The organism is Synechococcus sp. H60.3, assembly GCF_047462295.1.
GTDB lineage: Bacteria > Cyanobacteriota > Cyanobacteriia > Thermostichales > Thermostichaceae > Thermostichus.
The window spans coordinates 1-3,233 of the sequence record NZ_JANSIY010000088.1 but is presented as its reverse complement, the minus strand read 5'-3'; the positions used below and the strand labels follow the sequence as shown (position 1 = coordinate 3,233).

Below are 3,233 nucleotides of genomic sequence, written 5' to 3'. Positions count from 1 at the left end.
AGGCTCCATCTATGCTATTTCCGCTCGGCATCGGCGAACAAAGCGCGCCCCAGCCGGATTAGGTTGGAGCCTGCGGCCACCGCCAGGGGGTAATCGTCGGACATGCCCATGGAGAGGGTGTGCAACTGCAGATGCTCGTAGCCGCTGCGCTGGATGTGATCGGCCAGCTCGGCCAGCTTGCGAAACAGCTCTAGAGCTGCCTCTGAGCTCAAGCCCAAAGGCAAAATGGTCATCAGGCCCACAATTTGCACCTGTAGCAGTTGGTTCAGTTGCGGCAGGCTTTGCAGCAGATCGGGGATGAGCCAGCCGAATTTATTGGGATCCGGGGCCAATTTCACCTGCAAGCAGAGCTTGGGGGTAAGGTGCAGCTCCCAGGCTTTTTGGTTGATCAGCTTGGCCAGGCGCAGGCTATCGACGCTGTCAATCCAGGCAAATTGTCTGAGGGCCGGCTTTACCTTATTGGTCTGCAAATGCCCGATCAAGTGCCAGACAATATCGGTCAGATCCTGCAGTTGCGCCTGTTTGGCGGCTGCCTCTTGCACTCGGCTTTCGCCAAAGTGGCGGATCCCGGCTCGATAGGCGGCGCGGATGTGGTTGACGCTGTAGCCTTTGCTCACCGCCATGATCTCCACATGGCCTGGGATCCGGGCGCGGATGGCCTGAATGCGGCTGTGGATGAGCTCTTCGTCAACGGGGGGCGGCGACGCTTCAAGGGAGCTGGAAGAAGGCGGAGACATGGCTAGGGCCACCTAGGAAGCTAGCAGAAGATCTCGACAGAGAGAGTCCAGTCCTCGTTTTGTCTGGATACTTCGAGATTGGAGCCGGTGCTCCAGCGGCCAGGTGGAAACAGGGGGAACCCAGCCATAGCCCAGTTCTTCTGGAGCCTAGCCCAAGGCCGCTGCCAGGATCTGATAGGCCAGCTTGGCGGCGGTGAAGGCGCTGCGGCGATCGGTTTCCCGTTCCCCGGTGACCGCCAGCTCCACCACATCGGCGCCGACGATTTGCCGCTGCTGCCCCAGGGCCCGGATCAGCTCTACGGTCTCCCACCAGCCCAAGCCGCCGGGTTCAGGGGTGCCCGTGGCCGGCACGACCGCAGGATCCAACCCGTCCACATCCACCGTCAGGTAAACCTGGGATCCCAGCGTGGCGATCACCTCGGGGATCCACTCCTGGGCTGGCTTGCCGTGCAGGCTGTGGGCAAAGAAGGTGTGCAAGCGGTGCTTGCGAATGGCCTGGCGGTCTTCGGCGCAGAGGGAGCGGATCCCCACTTGGGTGAGGCGGCCGCCCACTTGTTCCACCACGCGGGCCATGGCGGAAGCGTGGGAGTAGCGGGATCCCTCGTAGCTGTCTCTCAGGTCGCAGTGGGCATCGATCTGCAGCACGTGCAGTTCTGGGTAGTGGGACAGGTGGGCGGCAATCAAGGGGCCAGTGATGGAGTGCTCCCCGCCAATGGAGAGCAGAAACCGCCCTGGCCTTACCCACTCGGCAGCGCGGCGCTGAATCGCGGCCATGGCCAACTCGTGGGCGTCCAGCCCCTCGAACTCCACTGGCGGCGCCGTCCAGTAGCGGGAGGTCTCTGCGGCAAAGTCGGGGTGGAGAGCCGGCTGGCAGTCTCTCACCTCGTCGTAGATCTCTACATAGGCAGAAGCCTGCAACAGCGCCTGAGGGCCTTTGGCCGTGCCTTTGCCGTAGGAGGTGGTGGCCTCGTAGGGGATAGGCAACACAATGGCTTGGGCCAGCTCCGGATCCGGCTCAGCCAGGCCCAAGAAGGGGAAAGGAGAGCGGTACATGGCAAGAGCAGAAGAGGGGATCCCTATTGTATTGAAAGATCTTGGGATAGCCCGCAAAAATTGGGGTGACCGGCCAAGGGCGGATCCCTTGTAGGATGGCAGCAAACCCTCTAGACTGAGCAAAGGTTGCCCCAGCCGATTTGCTTTCACTCCTCTTGTATCCCGTTTCAACAAGCTAACGAGCCTATGACCACAGCCTCTCAAGCTGCCCTTTTCGACGCCCTTGCCCGGCGCCGTGCCCTCAAGATCATCAGCGGCCTGCAAAACTTCGACCTGCAGTCGGTGCTGAAAGTCACCCGTGCCGCCCAGGAGGGAGGAGCCACTTGGGTGGACATCGCCGCCAGTCCCGAATTGGTGCAGCAGGTGCGAGCGCAAATTGATCTGCCCATCTGTGTGTCGGCGGTGGAGCCGCAGCAATTGGCTGCCGCTGTGCAGGCGGGGGCCGACATGGCCGAAATCGGCAATTACGACAGCTTCTACCCTTCGGGCCGCATCTTCTCCGCTGCGGAAGTTCTAGAGCTCACCCGCCAAACCCGCTCTCTGCTGCCGCGCACGCTTTTGTCGGTAACCGTTCCCCACACGCTGCCTTTGGATCAGCAGGCGGAATTGGCCGAGAAACTGGAAGATCTGGGGGCCGATCTCATCCAAACCGAGGGCGGCACCAGCGCTGAGCCCCGTCACGGCGGATCCCTAGGCCTGATTGAGAAGGCTGCCCCCACCCTGGCTGCCGCCTATGAGATCAGCCGGGTGGTCTCGCTGCCGGTCATCTGCGCCTCTGGCCTCTCAACGGTGACGGTGCCCCTAGCCATCGCTGCCGGCGCTTCAGGAGTGGGGGTGGGCAAAGCTGTCAGTCGCCTTCAGGATGAAGTGGCCATGGTGGCCCAGGTGCGAGCCCTCAGGGAAGCTTTGTCTGAAGCACGGGTGCCGGCGCTTGTTTGAATTGGATGGGAGAGTCCTTTTCCCGGTGGGGTGGCTGTGCGCCACCTCTTAAAGTTTTGGCCTTGGCCGATCTAAGGGGGAGCCGGTTGCAGGCTAGAAAGGCAGCTTCTGGAAGAGAGCGGCAAGTGGCAACTGGAAGCCAGGGATCACCTCTTCCCGATCGAGGGTGTCTGCGGACTTCAGCAGGCGCTTTGGCTCGTGGGCGGAGCGATAGACCAACACAGAGGGATAGCTTGGTGGCCCCGTACTAAGCGCTCCGCGCCGCTGACGCGAGTAGGGCGGGGCGGAAAAGCCCGTCAGCAATTTTAGTTGCTCATCAATCGTATAGTTGTCACCAAGGTGAGCCTCTAAAACGGTGAAAAACCCGACTGGTGGCAAGCGTTCGAGGGAGATTAATCTCTCAGCCAACCTGCAAGGAGTCCGTCCCGCTGACGCGAACAGAAAAGTCAGCAGAACTTTGGGGATTTGCTTCAAGGAATTGGCTAGAGGCGTCTTGACAACACC

At 61.3% G+C, this 3,233-nt stretch carries 3 protein-coding genes and 1 pseudogene; 1 reads left to right on the top strand and 3 read right to left on the bottom strand.

The genetic code is table 11. The features are described 5' to 3' along the window. Window positions 1-14: 14 nt before the first annotated feature. On the bottom strand, window positions 15-737 hold the full coding sequence (locus NW841_RS09590) for a YggS family pyridoxal phosphate-dependent enzyme (protein WP_414333442.1): 723 nt from the start codon (window positions 735-737) through the stop codon (window positions 15-17). Window positions 738-884: 147 nt separating this feature from the next. Then, complete coding sequence (speB, locus tag NW841_RS09585; RefSeq protein ID WP_414338569.1) at window positions 885-1,790, bottom strand: agmatinase; 906 nt, start codon at window positions 1,788-1,790, stop codon at window positions 885-887. A gap of 186 nt (window positions 1,791-1,976) precedes the next feature. Here speB and NW841_RS09580 point away from each other — a divergent pair, with 186 nt between their 5' ends. Next, window positions 1,977-2,729: a DUF561 domain-containing protein gene (locus tag NW841_RS09580; RefSeq protein ID WP_414366154.1), complete on the top strand. Its 753-nt coding sequence runs from the start codon at window positions 1,977-1,979 to the stop codon at window positions 2,727-2,729. Between the two features lie 93 nt (window positions 2,730-2,822). On the opposite strand, the pseudogene NW841_RS09575 reads toward NW841_RS09580, so the two are convergent. After that, window positions 2,823-3,233: pseudogene (locus NW841_RS09575) on the bottom strand (hypothetical protein); the annotation flags it as partial.